27 protein-coding genes are annotated in these 17,991 nt (G+C 36.7%); 26 read left to right on the forward strand and 1 reads right to left on the reverse strand.

Annotated features, from left to right (window positions below):
- Positions 1 to 3 precede the first annotated feature (3 nt).
- The 21 genes from PTQ21_RS17300 to PTQ21_RS17400 all read left to right on the forward strand — a co-directional run bounded on the left by PTQ21_RS17300 (position 4) and on the right by PTQ21_RS17400 (position 13,050).
- Positions 4 to 474, forward strand: a complete 471-nt coding sequence (locus PTQ21_RS17300; protein ID WP_090805532.1) for a DUF5662 family protein — start codon at positions 4 to 6, stop codon at positions 472 to 474.
- Positions 475 to 500: 26 nt separating this feature from the next.
- Positions 501 to 1,496 (forward strand): serine hydrolase domain-containing protein, encoded by a 996-nt coding sequence (locus PTQ21_RS17305; protein ID WP_274566470.1) that lies wholly within the window; start codon positions 501 to 503, stop codon positions 1,494 to 1,496.
- A gap of 156 nt (positions 1,497 to 1,652) precedes the next feature.
- The gene (locus PTQ21_RS17310) at positions 1,653 to 2,177 is read left to right on the forward strand and encodes a GNAT family N-acetyltransferase (protein WP_274566471.1); all 525 of its coding nucleotides are present in this window, start codon (positions 1,653 to 1,655) and stop codon (positions 2,175 to 2,177) included.
- Positions 2,178 to 2,418: 241 nt separating this feature from the next.
- On the forward strand, positions 2,419 to 2,967 hold the full coding sequence (locus PTQ21_RS17315) for a GNAT family N-acetyltransferase (RefSeq protein WP_274566472.1): 549 nt from the start codon (positions 2,419 to 2,421) through the stop codon (positions 2,965 to 2,967).
- Positions 2,968 to 2,992: 25 nt separating this feature from the next.
- Positions 2,993 to 3,511: a GNAT family N-acetyltransferase gene (locus PTQ21_RS17320; RefSeq protein ID WP_063563267.1), complete on the forward strand. Its 519-nt coding sequence runs from the start codon at positions 2,993 to 2,995 to the stop codon at positions 3,509 to 3,511.
- Complete coding sequence (locus PTQ21_RS17325) at positions 3,512 to 4,036, forward strand: P-loop nucleotide/nucleoside kinase family protein (RefSeq protein ID WP_274566473.1); 525 nt, start codon at positions 3,512 to 3,514, stop codon at positions 4,034 to 4,036.
- Between the two features lie 113 nt (positions 4,037 to 4,149).
- Entirely contained in the window at positions 4,150 to 4,380 is a 231-nt protein-coding gene (locus PTQ21_RS17330) for a GNAT family N-acetyltransferase (RefSeq protein ID WP_274570519.1), read from the forward strand.
- A gap of 103 nt (positions 4,381 to 4,483) precedes the next feature.
- Entirely contained in the window at positions 4,484 to 4,957 is a 474-nt protein-coding gene (locus PTQ21_RS17335) for a GNAT family N-acetyltransferase (RefSeq protein WP_274566474.1), read from the forward strand.
- A gap of 143 nt (positions 4,958 to 5,100) precedes the next feature.
- Positions 5,101 to 5,523 (forward strand): GNAT family N-acetyltransferase, encoded by a 423-nt coding sequence (locus PTQ21_RS17340; RefSeq protein WP_274566475.1) that lies wholly within the window; start codon positions 5,101 to 5,103, stop codon positions 5,521 to 5,523.
- A 245-nt stretch (positions 5,524 to 5,768) separates the two neighbouring features.
- Positions 5,769 to 6,191: a DUF1801 domain-containing protein gene (locus tag PTQ21_RS17345; protein WP_274566476.1), complete on the forward strand. Its 423-nt coding sequence runs from the start codon at positions 5,769 to 5,771 to the stop codon at positions 6,189 to 6,191.
- 33 nt (positions 6,192 to 6,224) lie between these two features.
- Positions 6,225 to 6,656 carry a GNAT family N-acetyltransferase gene (locus tag PTQ21_RS17350; protein WP_090805557.1) on the forward strand — a complete coding sequence of 144 codons (432 nt, stop codon included), beginning with the start codon at positions 6,225 to 6,227 and terminating at the stop codon, positions 6,654 to 6,656.
- Between the two features lie 13 nt (positions 6,657 to 6,669).
- Positions 6,670 to 7,554 (forward strand): class I SAM-dependent methyltransferase, encoded by an 885-nt coding sequence (locus tag PTQ21_RS17355; RefSeq protein ID WP_274566477.1) that lies wholly within the window; start codon positions 6,670 to 6,672, stop codon positions 7,552 to 7,554.
- 29 nt (positions 7,555 to 7,583) lie between these two features.
- Positions 7,584 to 8,021: an NUDIX hydrolase gene (locus PTQ21_RS17360; RefSeq protein WP_274566478.1), complete on the forward strand. Its 438-nt coding sequence runs from the start codon at positions 7,584 to 7,586 to the stop codon at positions 8,019 to 8,021.
- A gap of 53 nt (positions 8,022 to 8,074) precedes the next feature.
- Positions 8,075 to 8,536: a GNAT family N-acetyltransferase gene (locus tag PTQ21_RS17365; RefSeq protein ID WP_274566480.1), complete on the forward strand. Its 462-nt coding sequence runs from the start codon at positions 8,075 to 8,077 to the stop codon at positions 8,534 to 8,536.
- An 87-nt stretch (positions 8,537 to 8,623) separates the two neighbouring features.
- Positions 8,624 to 9,151, forward strand: coding sequence for a GNAT family N-acetyltransferase (locus PTQ21_RS17370; protein ID WP_420800334.1), 528 nt, complete (start codon positions 8,624 to 8,626; stop codon positions 9,149 to 9,151).
- Positions 9,152 to 9,180: 29 nt separating this feature from the next.
- A complete protein-coding gene (locus PTQ21_RS17375; protein WP_274566481.1) occupies positions 9,181 to 10,065 on the forward strand; it encodes a hypothetical protein in 885 nt (294 codons plus the stop codon).
- A 46-nt stretch (positions 10,066 to 10,111) separates the two neighbouring features.
- Positions 10,112 to 10,918, forward strand: coding sequence for a GNAT family N-acetyltransferase (locus PTQ21_RS17380; protein WP_274566482.1), 807 nt, complete (start codon positions 10,112 to 10,114; stop codon positions 10,916 to 10,918).
- Positions 10,919 to 10,945: 27 nt separating this feature from the next.
- Positions 10,946 to 11,224 (forward strand): hypothetical protein, encoded by a 279-nt coding sequence (locus PTQ21_RS17385; protein ID WP_063563283.1) that lies wholly within the window; start codon positions 10,946 to 10,948, stop codon positions 11,222 to 11,224.
- 12 nt (positions 11,225 to 11,236) lie between these two features.
- Positions 11,237 to 12,034: an aminoglycoside phosphotransferase family protein gene (locus PTQ21_RS17390; protein ID WP_090805571.1), complete on the forward strand. Its 798-nt coding sequence runs from the start codon at positions 11,237 to 11,239 to the stop codon at positions 12,032 to 12,034.
- A gap of 82 nt (positions 12,035 to 12,116) precedes the next feature.
- The gene (locus tag PTQ21_RS17395) at positions 12,117 to 12,584 is read left to right on the forward strand and encodes a hypothetical protein (RefSeq protein WP_090949245.1); all 468 of its coding nucleotides are present in this window, start codon (positions 12,117 to 12,119) and stop codon (positions 12,582 to 12,584) included.
- Positions 12,585 to 12,591: 7 nt separating this feature from the next.
- The gene (locus tag PTQ21_RS17400) at positions 12,592 to 13,050 is read left to right on the forward strand and encodes a GNAT family N-acetyltransferase (RefSeq protein ID WP_338020280.1); all 459 of its coding nucleotides are present in this window, start codon (positions 12,592 to 12,594) and stop codon (positions 13,048 to 13,050) included.
- 19 nt (positions 13,051 to 13,069) lie between these two features.
- Here PTQ21_RS17400 and PTQ21_RS17405 read toward each other — a convergent pair whose 3' ends face one another.
- A complete protein-coding gene (locus tag PTQ21_RS17405) occupies positions 13,070 to 13,417 on the reverse strand; it encodes a hypothetical protein (protein WP_063563286.1) in 348 nt (115 codons plus the stop codon).
- A 316-nt stretch (positions 13,418 to 13,733) separates the two neighbouring features.
- Between PTQ21_RS17405 and PTQ21_RS17410 the strand changes: the two genes are divergently transcribed.
- The 5 genes from PTQ21_RS17410 to PTQ21_RS17430 all read left to right on the forward strand — a co-directional run bounded on the left by PTQ21_RS17410 (position 13,734) and on the right by PTQ21_RS17430 (position 17,938).
- Positions 13,734 to 14,270, forward strand: coding sequence for a GNAT family N-acetyltransferase (locus PTQ21_RS17410; RefSeq protein ID WP_274566487.1), 537 nt, complete (start codon positions 13,734 to 13,736; stop codon positions 14,268 to 14,270).
- 219 nt (positions 14,271 to 14,489) lie between these two features.
- Entirely contained in the window at positions 14,490 to 15,053 is a 564-nt protein-coding gene (locus PTQ21_RS17415) for a GNAT family N-acetyltransferase (protein WP_072732477.1), read from the forward strand.
- 53 nt (positions 15,054 to 15,106) lie between these two features.
- Positions 15,107 to 15,583 (forward strand): GNAT family N-acetyltransferase, encoded by a 477-nt coding sequence (locus PTQ21_RS17420; RefSeq protein WP_269055567.1) that lies wholly within the window; start codon positions 15,107 to 15,109, stop codon positions 15,581 to 15,583.
- Between the two features lie 170 nt (positions 15,584 to 15,753).
- On the forward strand, positions 15,754 to 16,689 hold the full coding sequence (cysK, locus tag PTQ21_RS17425) for a cysteine synthase A (RefSeq protein ID WP_274566488.1): 936 nt from the start codon (positions 15,754 to 15,756) through the stop codon (positions 16,687 to 16,689).
- Positions 16,690 to 16,879: 190 nt separating this feature from the next.
- Positions 16,880 to 17,938, forward strand: a complete 1,059-nt coding sequence (locus PTQ21_RS17430) for an alpha/beta hydrolase (RefSeq protein ID WP_274566489.1) — start codon at positions 16,880 to 16,882, stop codon at positions 17,936 to 17,938.
- Positions 17,939 to 17,991 lie beyond the last annotated feature (53 nt).

Below are 17,991 nucleotides of genomic sequence, written 5' to 3' on the forward strand. Positions count from 1 at the left end.
GAGATGGTCACTATACTCCTAGTATATTTGCGGTATTATCTTTATGTTTTGGATCATAAATTAAACGTTCTTATCGAATGTTGGAAAGAAGGATTATATCTTCAGGGGATAATCCATGACATGTCTAAATTCTCTCCTCACGAATTTTTTCCTTATGCACGTAAATTCTATTCAAATCAGAAGGACGAGGATACCGAGCTGAGATGGAAGAATGCGTGGCTGCACCATCAAAATCATAATAAACACCACTGGGAGTATTGGATAGTAAATAAAAATACTAGAGAAGCCTTACCAATGCCAAAGAAATATTTGATAGAAATGGTATGTGACTGGCGGGCTTTCTCAAGAAAATGGGGGCGTAAAGTTAAAGAAACTAATTTACCAGAAAGAATGATGACATCTGAAAGTATAATATTACACCCAAAGACGAGGGAAGAACTTGAAAATTTCATGAAGAAAAAACAACAACAATAAACATAGTGAAGAAGGTGCACCTTTCATTGTTTAACCTAAAAATATCAAATAATAAAGCATTCATTGAACTGAATGATTATGTCTTACAGGTAAAGAATAAAATATCTGCTACCGCTGCTGCGACATATATTATTCATAATGATCGTATCGTGAATGAATGGTACTCAGGAGTACATGACAATTCTAAACCTAGTCGATTAGTTGATGAGGAATCACAATTTAATGTTGCTTCAGTTCGAAAAACATTTTTAGGATTTGCTATTAGTCTTGCATTACATGAAGGTAAGGTCAGAAGTATAGATGATCTTGTTGTGGACTACTTGAATGAGTTAGATAGGGAAGCACTAAGGCATATAACAATACGACAATTGTTAACCCACACTCATGGTTTAGGTGATCTGCATAATAGAATGTTTCTTCAAGGAACCGACTGGAAGTACAATAATACTGGTGTTAATCTGCTAATCGAGATTATTCGGAAATTATATAAAATCCCTGTATCACAATTACTCGAAGAGCGTTTATTCTCACCTATGGGCTTTAACCAAACAGGATGGAGGAAGGAAAATAATGAAAAATTAGTATGGCTCAATGAACAATATAAGGATGATCAAGGTAACCAGGCCAACTTATTTATGAGCACAAAGGAACTAGCATATTGGGGTTATCTGCATTTGAATAAGGGAGCTATAAACGGGAATCAGATACTTCCTAAAGAAATATTTGAGCAGACAACCACTATAATTAGTCCTCCTGATCTGGAACAACAATTGCCGAGAAACGGTTTTTTTTGGTTTGTGCAAGATCAACCACGGTCTTTTACAGAATTAGGTGATAAACTTCCACACGGTTCTTTCCAGTCTCTGGGCGCCACTGGATGTGCCTGTCTTGTCATTCCTAAGTGTAAAACTGTTGCGGTAAGAATGTATAATCAGACTGGACAAAATCCGTTAGGGTACGACTATCTTGAGGATATCAAAACATTTGGGGATTTGGTCTGTAAGTACATAGAAGATCTATAAACCGTGAACTTGGCTTAAAAGATATCAGGCATTCCATTTAAAAGATAATGATAAATTTTTACTGAATAAGAATATATGTTCTGATATAATTGAACTGAGAATAGTAAGTCTCTTCCTCTAAATTTGGTTACAAATAAAAACAGTGAGGTGAGTGAGATGGAACAAAGGAATGCGCCAGAGGTAAGAATTGAACTATGGGACGAAGGAGATTTAGATTTGCTTCGCCAATTAAATTCGCCTGAGATGACAGTACACTTCGGAGGACCAGAGACTGAGGAGAAAATCCTAGATCGTCATAAGCGCTATTATGAAATCGCACAAAATGGAACAGGGAAAATGTTTAAGATCCTCTTGCTTCCGCATCTTGAAGTCGTGGGTAGTGTAGGGTATTGGGATCAGACCTGGAAAGAAGAATCTATTTACGAGATAGGTTGGAGTGTTTTATCGGATTATCAAGGTAGAGGAATAGCAACAGAAGCAACAGCAAAAGCCATAGCTTCTATCCGTTCTGAAAAGAAGAAACATAAATTCATTCACGCTTTTCCTAAAACCAAGAATCCCGCTTCAAATGCCATTTGTCGCAAGCTGGGCTTTTCGTATATTGGCGAGTGTGATTTTGAATATCCTATTGGGAATATCATACGATGTAACGACTGGAGATTGGCAGTCGAGGAAAATTAAGATCAAGAGCATGGAGGGGGATTTTAAATCAGTTGCACGACTTTCTCCATATTTCAGGGCAGATGAGAAACCATCTGCTTTTTTTTGCTTGATTTACTTCATATATGTAATAATATGGTTAGTACTTAGTGCATATAATTTGCTGATTAAAGGACATGATGGATGCCTAGTTTCTATGGATTATATTTATTTGAATCCTAGAGATGCTGAGTGAACTACTTAAACCATTAAGGAGAACTAAATGTCGCAGTTTCCCAAGTTAGAAACAAAAAGGTTTGTATTAAGAGAACTAACACAGAATGATTCCAGAGATATATTTCAATCTTTTTCATTGGATGAAGTTACGAAGTTTTATGATGTGGAGAGTTTTACAACCATTAAACAAGCAGAAGAATTAATTCAAAGTTGGAATGAAAGATTTGAATCAGGTCAAGCTATTCGTTGGGGAATCACTTTGAAGTCGGAAAACAAAGTAATTGGAACATGTGGCTTTCATGGATGGATGAAAAATCATTATAAAGCTGTCATTGGATATGAACTAACACCAGAATATTGGCATCAAGGTTATATGACTGAGGTGGTTGAAAAGGTAATTGAATATGGCTTCAATAAGCTTGGCTTAAACCGAATTGAAGCATTTGTAGAACCAGAGAATGTGGGATCAAGAAAGGTTCTTGAGAAAATCGGCTTCAAAGAAGAAGGCATATTGAAGGGGAATTATTATTGGAAGAATCGATTTGTTGATAATGCCATTTATGCATTTCTTAAGCAAGATTTTAAAGTTCATTAATTAATATCGAAAGAAGGATAACCAGATGATTACAATTAGATTTGTTTCAAATGAGGATATCCCACACATTCAATCCATAGCTCATGAAACATGGAATTATACTTATAAAGGCATATACTCTGAAGCTTACATTCAAAACTTTCTAAGTAGAGCATATTCAATTGAGAATTTAAGTCGAACAGTCGAGAGAGAGCTTCAAAGTGCCAAACGGAGTTTTTTAATAGCTGAATATAATGGCGAAGTCGTTGGATATGCTCAAACAAGACAAGTGAATGAAGAAGAATACGAATTGCTAAGAATCTATATACGACCTGAATATCACAAAATGGGAATAGGTAAAGAGTTCATTAAGAGATTCATTCAAGTTTTAAACCCAATAAATAAACTGTTTGCCTGGGTAGGAAAAGAGAATCATAGAGGAAGGGCATTTTATGAGAAAAGTGGATTTAAAGAAATAGAAGAAATGATTGAAACCATAGAAGGGCACAGTAAAACGCAAGTTAAATATGAATTGGAAATCTCCAAGGGAAAGGTGGTTTCATAGATGTTTTTTCTTCAAATGTCGGGATTTCCTGGTTCTGGTAAGTCAACACTTTCAAGACGGATAGCTAAAATAACAGGTGCCATAATTATTGATCATGATATCTCAAAGTCTTCCATATTAAAATCCATTGGGGATAGTAATTTAGAATTAAAAGTTTTAGGTATGACTTCATATAATATTGATTGGGCCCTGATAGAGTTTTATCTCTCCCAAGGCTATGACGTAATATTCGATAGTCCATGCTTTTATTCTGAGATGATTGAAAGAGGTTCGTCATTAAGTAAGAAGTATAATGCTAATTATAAGTACGTTGAATGTTACCTGAATGACTATCAGGAAATAAGTAAAAGATTACAAAATCGAGAACGGATTATAAGTCAGATTTCGGATACATCTGAAGAAGAGTTTAAAAATAATGTTAATGAAAGTAAGAGACCTAATGATATTCAATGTTTGCGTGTTGATTCGTCACAACCTATAGAGATGTATTTAAATAACGTTTTAAATTATATTGATGAAGAATAAGTGATGTGTCGTGAAATCGAAGATCTAATTAGAAAAAATGCAAACGCTTTAAAAAAAATTCGACAGTCGTAACTCTAGAAATAAAGAAAGAAGTATGTTGGTTAGACAACGTTATTGTATCCAAGGATTTTAGAGGAAAAGGTGCTGCTAATTATTTGTTGGAAACGATGATAATGAAGGCAAAATCGATTTATAAAGTTAAACACTTATTATTATCATGTCATAGCACGAATTCAAGAGGACTAGCATTTTATCACAAGCAAGGATTTGAACCCATCGATATGCGAATAACGAATTTAGATGAACAAAAAATAATAACTATACAAATGAAGTTAAAGATTTAGAATGCATTCAAGAAGAACGAAACCGCATATTATACGTGTATTGTTGGGAACTAACATAGAAGCAAAACACTAAATTAGCTTTAATAACGGAGGATGATATGAAATGGAAATCTCATTATCCAAAGCAGGACTTAAAGAAGCTTCAATCATTCACGAAATGCAAATAGAAGCATTCATGCCTCTTTTAAATAAATATAAAGACTATGAAACAAGCCCAGCAAATCAAACGGTAGAACAAATAGAAGATCGAATAAATCAAAGCTATACAGATTATTACCTAATAAGAGAAGCAAATATTCCTGTGGGGGCCATTAGAATAGTAAAAAAAGAGAATAAAATCTATCGAGTAAGCCCTATATTTATTTTACCCGACTATCAAGGGAGAGGGATTGCACAAAAAGTATTTTCAATAATTGAAGATAGGTATAGCGATGCGAGAATATGGGAGTTGGCTACAATCTCAGAAGAGCAGAGGAATTGTTACCTTTATGAGAAATTAGGATATAGACAGAAGGGAGATACGAAACAAATTAACGACAAGATGACAATTGTGATTTATGAAAAACGAATGACTTAGGTTATCAAAAAAAGGTCAAAACATTGAAACTGATGAGCAGTTGAGATTTATTAATGGAGAATCCATTAGATTTTTCTGATGTTGATCGTGCTGGAATTAAGTATTACTTGAATCATCAAGGATTTTGAGAGGAGCTGGGATTGATGGATTTTATATATGGAGAATATCTTATCAGTGAAAACAAAGAACTTATGGATATCCATGCGGTAAAGGGTTTCTTAGCTAGAAGCTATTGGGCCAATAAGAGATCCGATGAAAAAATTGAGAAGTCCATACATTCTTCAGTACGTTTTGGGATTTATAAGGAAGAAATTCAAGTTGGTTTTGCAAGGGTTGTCACAGATGATGCGACAATGTATTGGCTTTGTGATGTTTTTATTCATGAGGAATATAGGGGCCAAGGATTTGGTAAGAAACTAATTGAAGTGATTACACAATCGGATCGCTTTAAAGATTTAATGGGGTTACTCGGAACATTGGATGCACATGAATTATATGAACAATATCAATTTAATAGAAATAGTGAACGCTTCATGATAAGACTTCCTGATTATTTGAGGGCGTGATGACATTGAAGAGAGCTGTTTATTTTCTTTCTTTGATCATCGGGATAATTTTTATAGCCCTTGGAGTAATACCAGCTATTTTTGACTATCCCTACAGTGATGAACCAAACTCCGGGCCAGCAAGCTTTTGGGAACTGATTCTAATCATTAGTTACGCACAATGGATATTGTTTCTGATTGTTGGTCTGATATTAAGTCTTTTTCCTGCGTCAAAGCTACGAAAGACATGAAGGGGGATTTTATCAATGTATAAACTTAAAACAAAAGAAACAGACAAAAGTGTCATTGAATTTATTGAAAGTGTTGAGAATCCCAAAAAGCGTGAAGACGCGTATCAACTATTGGATATTTTCACTGAAACAACAGGGTATAAAGCAAAGATGTGGGGACCGAGTATTATTGGATTCGGCTCCTATCATTATAAATATGAATCTGGTCATGAAGGAGATGCACCACTGGTGGGCTTTTCTCCTCGAAAAGCAAAAATCAGTTTGTATTTTGCTACAGGTGATGCAGAACGAGAGAATCTATTAAAGGACTTTGGAAAACATACGACAGGAAAAGCATGTGTATACGTCAATAAAGTTGCAGATATCAATTTAGATGTATTACAAGCGTTGATCAACCAATCCATCAAGTTCTTGAAAGAAACCTATCCGGATCATTAATTTCTGTACACTGTTATTATTGGAGGTCACGTGATGAAAGAAGAGAACATTCATATACGTTGGGCGAACGAAAATGATGCAGAGGACCTTCTTAAGCTCAATGATGCTTTTAATGGCATAGGTACATCCGTAGAAGAAGTAATAGATAGCCTTGCTTTATCTAATGAGTTGATTGCTCTAGCTGTGATTGACGATCAGGCAGTTGGATTCGCTTGTGCTCAATATTTTAAATCTTTTTGTTATCGTGCACTCCAGGGAGAAATCACAGAAATGTATATTACCGAAGTTGCCCGGAGAAGAGGATTAGCTACGTTACTAATTGCTTTTATAGAGGAGGAACTCAAAGCACGAGGTGTTACCAGTGTAAAAATTCTGACAGGCCAAAGTAATGAAAGGGCTATAAAGACATACGAAAAATCAAACTATGCCAGAACGGAAGAAGTATTGCTACAAAAGAAACTATAAGGAGCATAATCGAATGTCTGAATATTATTGGGATAATAAAATTGAATACCTTAAAAATACGAGATGGCTTTACTATAATGACGATTACCTTCAATTTTTAGTGCATTTTGTTTGGAAGATAGATAAACCTGTAAGCGTTATCGATTATGGGTGTGGGTTTGGTTATTTGGGTCTTAAACTGCTGCCTTTGTTACCAAAAGGGTCAACCTACACTGGAGTAGATAAGGGTGAAACATTAATCAATGAAGCTAAGACGATCTTCTCCCAACTTCCCTATGAAACAGAGTTTATTACTTGGGATATAGAAGACGTTGTATTGAAGAGGAAGTATGACATTGCATTGAGTCATGCTTTTTTATTACATATGGATGACTCTGTGAAAATACTCCAAAAGATGATTGAAAGTGTACTGGAGGGTGGAAGAATCATCTGTTTTGAACCTCATTGGATTGGGAGTATGGCGAACTATCATGTGGAGGGCGTTGAACAAAGTGAAATCATTAAACTAGGCGTTTTACAGAGATTATTTGAACAAGATCATATACGTACAGGTAAAGATGGAAATATTGGAATGCGATTACCTATATTAATGAGTCAATTGGGATTAACGAATGTGGAATGTAGAATGAGTGATAAGGTCAACTTTCTAGATCAAAACATGGACTCTACCCAAAAAAACATTCTCTATCACTCAATTAAAGAAGATGGTATAGGACAGGATCCTGGCGATTCAGTAGAGGTAACCAAACGATTATCAACTCGGGGCTTAACGCAAAATGAAGCAAAGGCGCAGTATGAAGCGGAATTAACATTTTCCAAAGTATTTGTTAATGAATCTTGGTTGACTTATGCAGCCAGCATGAAGATTTCATTTGGAACGGTCCGTAGAGATGGGTGATAAAAACTGTGGGTTCACATGAAGGTATCTTGAAAAACAACATCGTTGTTGTGGTTAAGGGAGTCATTGAAAATAAAGGCAGGGTATTGATATTAAAACGTTCAGGTGCAGATGAAGTTGCCGCTGGGACCTGGGAAACCGTTGGTGGAAAGATCGATTTTGGAGAAGAATTAGAAGAATCTTTGGCTCGTGAAGTGAAAGAAGAAGCTGGGCTTAAAGTGAGTGTTGAGAAGTTACTATTTGCTACTACTTTTTTTACGGATCCGCATAGACAGATCGTATTACTGACATATTTGTGCAGAGCAATATATGACCGAGTGATACTTTCAGAAGAACATAGCGAGTATATGTGGGCAACCAGATCAGATTTATATGACTATTTACCACAAACTATTTTAAATGATTTTAAAAAATATAACGTAATCGATACAGTTGAAATCATAGCTAAACAATATGGACTCAAGTAACTCATTAATCTACTCCAACGAAATATAATTCGGCAAACGAAAGGGATATTTGAATGAACCCAATTACTATAGAACCAATCGATAAAACGAATTGGGAAGAGGCGATCGCAATATCTTTACTTGAAACGCAAGTAAATCTTGTACCGACGGTCATCGAATCTTTAGCATATGCCTACGTGAAGCCGTGGGATGCAGCTTTTGATCCATATCTTTTGCGTGAAGGCGATAAAGCTTTCGGTTTTTTCTATTTATCGTACACACCAGCTAGTACGGATAATTATTGGATTGGAGGATTTCAAATAGATAAGAACTATCAAGGAAAAGGATTAGGAAGTAAATCACTTTATACGATACTTGAATGCATCAAGAACAAGCACCCACAATGCCAAATCATCTCACTAACTGTAGAAAAAAATAATGCACATGCAAGAGCCTTATATGAGAAGATAGGATTTATTGATCAGGAATTGGAAAATCAGGATGGTGAAGTCGTATATAAAATGAAATTGAAATAAACAGAAATCGGTCATTTTGAAGGTGCAATGATCCATTTTCATGTAAAAGGCGGGGATAGTATGGTGTACAACGATCTCACTACAACGATGACCACAGAAAGGCTGCTGTTAAGATTATTTACGAAATCAGATGCTGAAACCGTTACCAGACTATGTAATGACTACAACATTTATAAGAGCACACTCACATTATCCTACCCATATACATTAGATTGTGCAGTGTCTTGGATAGAGCAACATAAAGAAAATTTTAATGCGGATAAATTATATGAATTTGCTATTTGTGATAGGGAAACAGGTGATTTATACGGGGCAATAGCATTATCTAATCAACAACGTTACGATAACGGGGAGTTATCTTATTGGGTAGGTCAGCCGTTTTGGGGAAAAGGTTATGCAACGGAAGCAGCTAAAGCCATGTTAGACTTCGCTTTTGATGTGAAAAAATATCATAAGGTATACGCGCGGCACTTTGCTTCTAACCCGGCGTCCGGACAAGTTATACAGAAAATTGGCATGATACAAGAAGGAGTACTGATGGATCATGTCAAGAAAGAAGACTGGTATGAAGATCTGATTTACTACGGAGTAGTGAGAAATAAGGTGAAAGAATAAATTTCAAACCCAACGTGGAGGAATACATATTGATAATTAAACCGAGTAAAAAAGTTTTACTTTCGTGGATGAATTGTTATGTGCCGGACAAAGATTTGTTTTTCCTATCAAAAGAACATCTTGATTATGAATTTGACTTTACCGATGTACTATTAATGCCAAAAGAGGAGTTCTATAACCACAGCACTTATAGGCAAGTGAATTATGTGAATGGTTATGAGTACTGGAATATTAAGAACGTTGATTATGTAATCATTGCGGATAAAGAATGGATAGAAACCATTCCTGAAGATAAGAAACGATTTTTATTAAATGCACAAGTGCAAAGTGGAAGAGGGCTTGTTTTCCCTGTTACATTTGTACATGATTTGACGGAAATACCTGCAAGCTATTTGATTGATGGACATGTTATCCTTCAGCGCTTCATGTGGGAGAAGCTGAACAAATCATATAAAGAACAGATACTTACGACATTGGTTTACGAATGGTGGGATAAAGGGGAATGTGAGAAGCCACCTGAGTCGCTACCTGATTTTCTAAAACCATATGCCAATTCGTTTGCTAGTTTCCAAGGTGCAAATTGCCTCGCAGCAGTTTTGTTTGCAATCTCCAAAGGGAAACAGGAGTGGTTTATCTATGAATGGGTACATCAAAAAACGTTTCTTGAGAAATTAAAACAGTATCAATACGAGGAGTTATTAACTGACGAACTACATCATGGGGACGTTGTCCTATGGACAGATGAGAATGGGATCATTCAACATGCAGCATATCATCTGGGAGAAGAACTATATTTCAATAAAGATGGGCAAACGATATTCAACCCGTGGAAGATACTCTCTAAAGAGCAGCTGTATAGGGAGTGGGAGCATCTAACCATTGTAAAGTATAGGCCATGTAATGAATTATTTTGATGGGAATTAAAATGGAGTTCCCGTACTTTTATTTGGAGGTAAAGACATGAATCGACTGATTCCATCCATAGATTTAATTAAAGAAATTGAACTCTCTGAAATCGATTATATGACAGATCGCATGCTTGCTATACAGAGTCGGGACAAAAATCCAGAAGGAATTGATATTCAGCAGTTTGGAAATGCCGTCTGTTTCTACAGTAAGACCATGCCATGGCCCACGTTTAATACGGTGAAGGGCTTAACAAATAATGATCTGGAACACCTGGATGCAATCATTGATTTTTATAGACAGCGTGATCGAAAGGTTCAGTTCGAAGTTATTCCATCTGTGGTGGATCAGAACTTCTTGAAACGTTTAACCGACTTAGGCATGTATACATCGGGATTTCATTCATCTCTGATCATCAAACCAGAAGAAAAAAAGAATCACTCAGATCATATCCAAATTCAAGAACTTGAAGAGGATCAATTCGAGCTATACGCGACCATTCATTGCAGGGGGGCCGGTTTGTCGGATGACGGTATCCCTTACGTCGCCCAGAATAATAAGGTTCTTTATCACCGTCCAGGTTGGAAATTTTACATCGCATATGTCAATGACATCCCTGCAGCGGTAAGTGTTCTGTTTATTAAAAATCAAAAGGCATCCTTAACCTTTGCAGCAACATTACCTGAGTTTAGAAATCAGGGTGTACATCAGCAGCTTTTGAATAGAAGAATAACGGAAGCCTTGAATAAGGAATGTAATCTGGTGGTAGGGCAATGTTCATTTTTATCTCAAAGCCATCGAAATATGGAGCATGTTGGCATGAAATTGGGATATATCCGAACAGCATGGACTGAAAGATAAGAATCAATTTGAATTAGGAGGCAGCTCATGAACAATACCAATAAAATCCTGGGTGCGGTTCTCATGATTAGCAGTATTTTTATTTCAACCTTAGATAGAATTTCCGTGAGAATATCTACAGCCATAGTGGAAGCGGGTTACGCTTCAGGTGGGAAAACACGCGAGATAATCCCAGCAAGTGATAATGGTTTCACGGGTTTTCTCGTATATTTCTTATTTTTCGTCGGATTTGTGTTATTGATTGCTGGATTCCCTGGGAATCCCAGAAAGGATAAAACAAATAGGTACACACAAAACAGATCTTAGGAGGGGTTCATTTTGCCTGAGTACGAAGAAGCCCTAAACGGAGGCAATGTGAATAAGGTTGTAAAAGTAGGTAGCACAGTTCGTCGTGACGCTATACCGAATCCGTATGTATATGAATTGCTTAAGCACCTTGAAAAGGTGGGCTATGCGCATTCCCCTAGATATTTGGGAGTAGATGAGCAGGACAGAGAAATCCTTTCTTACCTGAATGGTGTGGTTTCGGGAAATGACTATCCTGAGATTGAAAGTTATATGTGGTCTGATGAGACCTTAGACAAAGTAGCGAGGCTTTTAAAAAGCTATCATGATGCTACAATGGATTTTGTTTCATCTACGGTTTCTTTAAATAACTGCCCAAAGGTATCTTCAAAGGAAGAAGTAGTCTGCCATAACGATTTTGCATTGTATAACGTTGTGTTTAAAGATCGGCTTCCTGTAGGAATCATTGATTTTGACATGGCAGGGCCTGGTCCGCGTCTATGGGATATTGTTTACAGCTTGTATACCTCTGTCCCATTAGCAGGTTTTTCACCGGGTAAAGATGAAAGAGAAGTTGGTCCATATAATAAACAGGATCATGCATCTGAGCGGAAAAGACGTATAGCGTTATTTTTTAACGCTTATGGTATGGATGTGCCGACAGATCTGAAGGAATGGGTGATTTCTCGAATTCATTTCATGTGTACCACACTATCTGATCGGGCGGTGTCTGGAGAAACAGCTTTTATCAAAATGATTGAAGAGGGTCATTTGGCTCATTATGAGAAGGAAGTAAGGTTCCTTGAGAAGCATTTCGGTGATTGGAGTTAATTGAACGTTTTATGCTATAGAAGTAATTATGGGAAAGATGATTCAGCTTGAATCAAGCTGTGGTCGTTAGAGGTGAAGTAGTATGAAAAAGCGTTATTTAATACTTGGTTTATGTATTGCTATTGTTGTTTTCATTGTTTCTTTAACTGAAGCAAGAGAGGAAATCACTATATCAATTAAGCCTGACGAAGTTGTTAATGCTGAAATATATAATTTTGTTTTACCTTCTAATGAAGGTGATCTCCAAATGATTAATGTAACTGAGACAAAAGATATCGCCCACGTATTAACCAACTTAAGTGAAATAAAGCCGAAGGACAAAGGATTATCTTTGGATGGAGATTATTCCATTATATTTAATAAGAATGATGGCTCCAAACTTGTATATATGTATGAGCAAGGAACACTCACAACTTCCACCGGATTTAAAGGTAGAATAACCAGTGACAACATCATTAACAGGCTGTGGGCCAGCCTTGATTATCCTGTTCAAAATGTAACTAAAAATGAACTTCCATCGGATCTTAAAAAAACGAAACGGAACGAGTGATATTATTGTGATCAGATTAATACCTACTACAAGAGAGAACTGGAAAGATGCATTAAACTTACAAGTTCAAGCCAATCAAAATCATTATGTTCCATCAGTAGCCGAGTCCCTAGCGAAGGTGCACATTCTTCCAGATGGGGATGAGTACAAGTATATGCCATTTTGCATATATAACACGGAGGATAGCTTAGTTGGTTTTGTCATGATCACAGTCGATGAAACAACAGCTTGGTCCTATTGGTTGAATGGTTTTATGATCGATGTAAGCTATCAAGGTAAAGGATATGGAAGAGCAGCGATAGATGCAGTAATTAGCTATATAAAAGAGAACTATGTCCATAGCAAGTGTTTGAATTTAACGGTATGTGCAGAGAATGAAGTTGCCAGGAAGCTTTATGATAAAATGGGTTTTTCAGAGACCGGAGAAGTATATGATGATGAAATTGTATATCGATTCGTTTTTTAAAAAGCATTTTAACTTACTCCTACTTCTGCTTAACCAGTACAACACCGATGATGATGACCACAAGTCCAATCCACGTTTTCCAAGAAGGAACTTCCTTCATGAACCAGTATCCCATCCATATGGAGATGAGCACTTCTATGCATTTGGCAATGACCAGGACATAGCCCAGTTGACTGACAGCTTTCATTCCAAACTTGACGCCGTATCCTACGCTCAGATTAGCGGCTAGAAATAAAGGCAGCATCCAAAGATGGAATTTAAATGTGGACCAGAACTGAGTGTCAATATGCTTGCTTTGATATGAAAAAATAATGTTGATACAGGCTAAGCCAGCAAACATGAGCACAAAGCTGATAAGGTACAGCATAACATCACTCCCAAGGATAAGTAGTATGATTAATGTTTCCTCGAACCAAAAAATTTATCCATGGGCATGAAATGATGTTAGCGAAGATGAGTGGACCAGCTAAACCGATGATAGTGAGGTTGTTTCGATGGGTCAATGATTCCAAAAATCACACAGTAAACAGGCGATATTCGTTACGTTCAGTCAAGTAATCTGGAAAACATTTCTATGATGAATTTTACATAAAAGCAATATAGAATTCATTAAATTCCACACGTCCTTTTATATACTTAGTTTGTTTGACTCAGCGAACTAAAAGGACTAGGTGGTCGTTTAAATGTTGAAAAAACGAGACTTGCACGAATGCCACTCACTGTATGATTTGATGGTGGACCCCGCTGTTTTTCCATACGTTCGTCATAAGTGCCGATCTTATGAGGAATATTTATTTGCAACTAAACAGGTGATTGATGAAGAAGAGCAAAACACATGTATTTCCAGAACGATCCTTAATGAGCTGGGACATCCCATCGGAACCATTGATTTATATCACATGGAACATAAGACAGGTTTTCTTGCGACATGGATTGGAGCCCCTTATTTCGGAAAAGGTTACAATCAACGAGCAAAGGAAGCCTTTTTCGCTGAGTTGTTTCTTCAACGTGAAATTGAAACAGTCTTTCTTAAAATTCGAAAACAAAACATTCGATCCAAGAAAGCGGTTGGGAAATTGCCTTATGTCAAATTAGCCACTGATATATACCACGAAGTGTATAAGTTGATAAACAATACGGAACAAATTTATGATTTGTATTACGTGAATTGTTCTGACTTTATGGCAAGTGAAGAGATGAAGCATGTGGTTGCTACGTAATAACTAAAAACGTCTTTCGATATCTATTCAAACGAAATCCCGCCAGGTTTGTCCTGTCGGGATTATTATTATTTTCTTTGACAGTCCATAATTTTGTGGATAGGAAACAATAAGTAAGGATGCAGGAATATGGAAATTAAGGTCGAAAGAAGAGATATAAGCAAGAATTCAATAACCTTATAAACAAGTCGCAAAGTATATTATTTCTGGGGTGAAGTAATGGAGATCAAAAAAATACAGAATCTATCCAATGATGATTGGCTTCAACTTGGAAGCTTTGGATATAAATCCACTCAAAAATATGAGCTTACCAAACAGGAGACACAAGGTTCCTTTAGTATGCTTTTAACGTTAATAAATCTAGATGACATCTACGAAAAAGAAGAATTGAACAGCACAGATGATTTGGAACGATATGAAGAAATCATACAACTGGGATTTTCTTATGGAATATATATAGATGGGAAAATCATAGCGCTCGCAATTTGTGAACCACAAACTTGGAATAATACGCTGATGATATGGCATCTTCAGGTTAATGAAAAATACATAAGAAAAGGATATGGAAGATTGTTGATCAATAAAGTGAATGAGATTGCCCAGGAACAAGGCTTCAGAGCGATCACGTTAGAAACCCAGAATACGAACGTTCCAGCCATTCATTTTTACATGCAATGTGGTTATCAAATTGAAGGAATTGATGTATCACTATATTCAAATAATCATAGCCAAAACGAAGAAATAGCTTTGTATATGAGAAAGAAGATCAAACAGAGTATCTAGGTATTATCTTGAAACCGCTTAAATCTATGATGTTTGGTGAGGAGAGAGTCTGCATGATAACGCTCAGAAAAATAACACTGGATAACCGACGTTCTATATTTAACCTGGAAGTTTCAGAAGAGCAGCGACAATATGTTGCATCAAACCTTTCAAGTGTTGCATCGTGTTATATTCTTGCAACCAATGGCGGCTCACCGTTTCCACTTGCCATTTACGCAGATGAGCAGCCTGTAGGTTTTGTAATGATAACTTACGGAATCACGGGTTATGATCTTCCTGTGATTGCTGACAATAGCTATTGTATTTTGCGACTGATGATTGACAAGCAGCACCAAAGCATGGGCTATGGCCGGGAAGCATTAAAGAAAATATTGGAGTTTATTCGAACTTTCCCAGCTGGACCTGCACGTTATTGTTGGATTCCATATAGTCCTGATAACTTGGCTGCCAAAAAGGTATATGAGAGCTTAGGATTCCATGAAAATGGTGAAGTGTGCCATGACGAGCTCATAACAGTATTGGAACTTTGAATTCTATTTTTAGAGGGGGACTTTATAACAAAGATTCACGCTCAATCTAATAGCTTTTGCTTTCCTATGTCGTAAAATAGAAGTTCAATAGTTGTATTATTTTACCATACATGATAACGTGATATTAAAACCAACTAATTTAGTTGGAAATGTATTTTGGAGGTATGATCATGACTAATATCGCAAAGAATCTCACAGATCTGATTGGAAATACACCGCTATTGGAGCTTTCTAATTTTGCGAGAAAGTATCAAGTCGAGGCGAAGATCATTGCTAAATTGGAATACTTTAATCCAGCAGGTAGTGTAAAAGATAGAATCGGATATGGAATGATTAAAGATGCTGAAGAGAAGGGGTTAATTAACCAAAATTCAGTGATAATAGAACCGACTAGCGGAAATACAGGTGTAGGACTTGCTTTTGCAGCTGCAGCATTAGGATACAGATTAATCATAACACTACCTGAGAGTTTCAGTGTAGAACGTAGGAAGCTGTTGATCGCTCTGGGAGCAGAACTAGTTCTTACACCCGCCACAGAAGGAATGTCTGGAGCCATCAAAAAGGCTGAAGAAATTGCGGCTACAATCCCTAATTCATTTATACCTCAACAGTTTAAAAATCCAGCAAATCCACAAGTACATAAGGTAACAACCGCAGAGGAGATTTGGAGAGATACTGAAGGTAAAGTGGATATTTTTATTGGTGGTGTTGGTACAGGCGGAACCATATCAGGAGTTGGCGAAGCACTTAAACAAAGAAAAGAAAATGTGGAAATTATAGCTGTAGAGCCTTCGGATTCCCCGGTACTTTCTGGAGGAACTAAAGGAGTGCATACCATTCAAGGAATTGGTGCCGGGTTTGTTCCCGACAATTTTAATAGATCTGTAGTTGATGAGATCGTACAGGTGAGAAATGAAGATGCATTTGAAACAGCTCGTTTTTTAGCTAAATCCGAAGGATTATTAGTCGGTATTTCGTCTGGTGCTGCTGCATATGCAGCAGTGCAAATTGCAAAAAGGCCAGAGAATAAAAATAAAAGTATAGTTGTACTATTCCCGGATACAGGGGAACGATATTTATCAACAGACCTTTATCCAGAAGCATAAGGTGAAAATATTAAGCTGCCCTCACCGCTTAAAAGCATCGTTGCCGTTTCTTTGAAGAATAAACTGGTGAGGGCAAGGATTCACAAACGTAATACGCAACCTCGGAAATCGATAAGTTTTGGAGGCAGCGTATATTCAATTCAATCTACATGCGTTGTAGTGACGAAAAAATAGTATAAGGGTGAACGCGATGACTGTTGGAAGAAAGGTTTTTGTTTTAAAGGAAAAATCACGTATTGATCCGATAAGTAATGAAACCAGAGAAGTGCTCATTAGTATATACTATCCTTCCAATCCAGTGGAGCATGAGTCGAAGTATATTTCGTTATTTGAACCTAATATCTCTTCCGCTGTTGATATGCTCTCAAGTATGGGAGTGGATAGGAATTATATTTGTAATCTGGATACAAAAATACATAATGATGAGAGTGTTGATATTACGGCTAAAAACTGTCCCATTATTTTTGTAGCCCCGGCTTTTGGTGTAGTTAGAGATATGTATTCCTTTTGTGTAGAACATTTAGTGGGGTGCGGATTTGTTGTCATTACTATAGGAGCCACTCATGAATCTATATTTTCCATTTTTCCTGACAGACGTTTTGTCCAGCAATCCAATGTGATATCTGAAATAGACAGCTTAGATATTCATTCTTGGAAACAATTATTGAAGCTTAGAGTAGAAGATATGAGTTTGGTTATGAAAAACGTAGATAAGGTCTTGGATTCAGATAAGGATCTTAGGGCCATAGTCGATGTGAATGAAATGGGGATCATTGGTCATTCATTAGGTGGGGCTGCTGCTTATGAATTGCTTAAAAGAGAAAAGAGAATTAAGGCTAGCATTCTATTAGATCCTAGTTTCCATTTAATGACCACGAATAAGGAAGAGGGAGTATCTGTGCCGTTATTGGTAGCTCGGCAAGAGAAATGCTCGTTTGAAGAACTGGAAAATGAAATCTCTCCAGACCTATTGCCTTTGTTGCTGACTGGGTATGAGTCTTTGTTTAACTCGAGTGATCTGAATAGTCCATTTATTAAATTAAACGGTGCTCATCATATGACTTTTAGCGATATCCCGATACATTACAACGAAGATGGGATAGAACACAAGCATTCCACTATTAATAAGTATATCTCTGCTTTCCTTGAGAAACATTTAAAGAAGGAAGAAAGTAAATTTCATGAGCTGCTGAAAAATAAGATTAATGATGGAATCGATCAAGTAAATAGTAAAGGACATGTTATTTAATGAGGGGGACTAGAAATGTTTAGATAACACACGCCTTAAATATTTTATAGGTA

Source organism: Paenibacillus marchantiae, from assembly GCF_028771845.1.
In the GTDB taxonomy this organism is placed as follows: domain Bacteria; phylum Bacillota; class Bacilli; order Paenibacillales; family Paenibacillaceae; genus Paenibacillus; species Paenibacillus marchantiae.

What these genes read in the sequence shown, in the direction of transcription:
- PTQ21_RS17340 (WP_274566475.1), top strand. Translation starts at nt 5,101, where the DNA reads ATGGATTTTATATATGGAGAATATCTTATCAGTGAAAACAAAGAACTT.
- PTQ21_RS17310 (WP_274566471.1), top strand. Translation starts at nt 1,653, where the DNA reads ATGGAACAAAGGAATGCGCCAGAGGTAAGAATTGAACTATGGGACGAA.
- PTQ21_RS17345 (WP_274566476.1), top strand. Translation starts at nt 5,769, where the DNA reads ATGTATAAACTTAAAACAAAAGAAACAGACAAAAGTGTCATTGAATTT.
- PTQ21_RS17335 (WP_274566474.1), top strand. Translation starts at nt 4,484, where the DNA reads ATGGAAATCTCATTATCCAAAGCAGGACTTAAAGAAGCTTCAATCATT.
- PTQ21_RS17420 (WP_269055567.1), top strand. Translation starts at nt 15,107, where the DNA reads ATGATAACGCTCAGAAAAATAACACTGGATAACCGACGTTCTATATTT.
- PTQ21_RS17350 (WP_090805557.1), top strand. Translation starts at nt 6,225, where the DNA reads ATGAAAGAAGAGAACATTCATATACGTTGGGCGAACGAAAATGATGCA.
- PTQ21_RS17385 (WP_063563283.1), top strand. Translation starts at nt 10,946, where the DNA reads ATGAACAATACCAATAAAATCCTGGGTGCGGTTCTCATGATTAGCAGT.
- PTQ21_RS17395 (WP_090949245.1), top strand. Translation starts at nt 12,117, where the DNA reads ATGAAAAAGCGTTATTTAATACTTGGTTTATGTATTGCTATTGTTGTT.
- PTQ21_RS17315 (WP_274566472.1), top strand. Translation starts at nt 2,419, where the DNA reads ATGTCGCAGTTTCCCAAGTTAGAAACAAAAAGGTTTGTATTAAGAGAA.
- PTQ21_RS17370 (WP_420800334.1), top strand. Translation starts at nt 8,624, where the DNA reads ATGACCACAGAAAGGCTGCTGTTAAGATTATTTACGAAATCAGATGCT.
- PTQ21_RS17320 (WP_063563267.1), top strand. Translation starts at nt 2,993, where the DNA reads ATGATTACAATTAGATTTGTTTCAAATGAGGATATCCCACACATTCAA.
- PTQ21_RS17325 (WP_274566473.1), top strand. Translation starts at nt 3,512, where the DNA reads ATGTTTTTTCTTCAAATGTCGGGATTTCCTGGTTCTGGTAAGTCAACA.
- PTQ21_RS17365 (WP_274566480.1), top strand. Translation starts at nt 8,075, where the DNA reads ATGAACCCAATTACTATAGAACCAATCGATAAAACGAATTGGGAAGAG.
- PTQ21_RS17355 (WP_274566477.1), top strand. Translation starts at nt 6,670, where the DNA reads ATGTCTGAATATTATTGGGATAATAAAATTGAATACCTTAAAAATACG.
- PTQ21_RS17300 (WP_090805532.1), top strand. Translation starts at nt 4, where the DNA reads ATGGTCACTATACTCCTAGTATATTTGCGGTATTATCTTTATGTTTTG.
- cysK (WP_274566488.1), top strand. Translation starts at nt 15,754, where the DNA reads ATGACTAATATCGCAAAGAATCTCACAGATCTGATTGGAAATACACCG.
- PTQ21_RS17415 (WP_072732477.1), top strand. Translation starts at nt 14,490, where the DNA reads ATGGAGATCAAAAAAATACAGAATCTATCCAATGATGATTGGCTTCAA.
- PTQ21_RS17410 (WP_274566487.1), top strand. Translation starts at nt 13,734, where the DNA reads ATGTTGAAAAAACGAGACTTGCACGAATGCCACTCACTGTATGATTTG.
- PTQ21_RS17430 (WP_274566489.1), top strand. Translation starts at nt 16,880, where the DNA reads ATGACTGTTGGAAGAAAGGTTTTTGTTTTAAAGGAAAAATCACGTATT.
- PTQ21_RS17380 (WP_274566482.1), top strand. Translation starts at nt 10,112, where the DNA reads ATGAATCGACTGATTCCATCCATAGATTTAATTAAAGAAATTGAACTC.
- PTQ21_RS17405 (WP_063563286.1), bottom strand. Translation starts at nt 13,417, where the DNA reads ATGCTGTACCTTATCAGCTTTGTGCTCATGTTTGCTGGCTTAGCCTGT.